Source organism: Candidatus Symbiothrix dinenymphae (assembly GCF_001431085.1).
Genome location: NZ_BBRU01000108.1, coordinates 1 through 893, shown reverse-complemented (window position 1 = coordinate 893; position 893 = coordinate 1). Strand labels below are relative to the sequence as shown.

Genomic DNA, 893 nt, shown 5'->3' with positions numbered 1-893 from the left:
AAAATTGACCGCCGGAAATGTTTCTTCTTTGTCGCGGTAAAAAATGGCATCGTTGCCGCAGACCACCGAATGGAGCAGCCGCTTGTCAATTTTCCCCTCTTGCAGGCGCGAGAAGTGCGTTTGCCGCTCATTGTTGCGAAACGCGATGCGCCGTGCCAGCTGATTGCCCAGCCGGATGCCCTCCGACACCGCATTTTGGGTGGGGTTGAGATTTTCGGTGGTGAAAAACGTGTAGCGACCCGAATAAATCATGTCGCGGTTCATGTCTTTGAGCACAATCACTTTGATGCGGCGACCGTCGAAAAAGGTTTGATTTTTGTTGCTCGAATCGTTGGCGAGCAGCTTGAGTTCTTCTTTGTGGCTTACTGAAATGGCTTTTTTGTCTACATCCAAATTCACGGCTTTCAGCACCGCATCTGCCACTTCGCCACTTTCCCACTGCATCAGGATGCCCATCACGCTCTGCGCTTTTTTGATGGCTTCCCAGATTTCGATTGCCAGGTTCAGGCTGTCTTCGGCAGATTTCAGACGCTCAATGTGGTTGATGTCTAACAATTTTTTCACTTCCAGATAAATGCGAAACATGATTGTGCATTCATCTTTTCTATCTAATTCGTGCAGTGTGTTTTGGCAAATCGCGCTGTAATTGTCGCTGTGCACGACTTGCACCAACAGCGTGTTTAGGAACGACCTGAACGTGTATTTGTGCCTTTGTATCTCCGGCGCGAAGATTTTCATCGTCTGCACTTCCGCCTTAAACATCGCAACAGTTTCGTTTGGAGTGAAATACGAGCGATACGCCTCCGCGATATAGCCCTTGTAGCCCGGCGAGGTAGTGTATCCGGGCAGACAATCATTTTTAGTAAAACTGGCATGTAGAGGTGTATTATTAC

1 protein-coding gene is annotated in these 893 nt (G+C 48.5%); it reads right to left on the bottom strand.

All coding sequences use genetic code 11. The annotated features are described in order from the left end of the window. The coding region (locus ASC50_RS01675) for a hypothetical protein (protein ID WP_158648270.1) at positions 1 to 893 on the bottom strand (893 nt) is incomplete at both ends.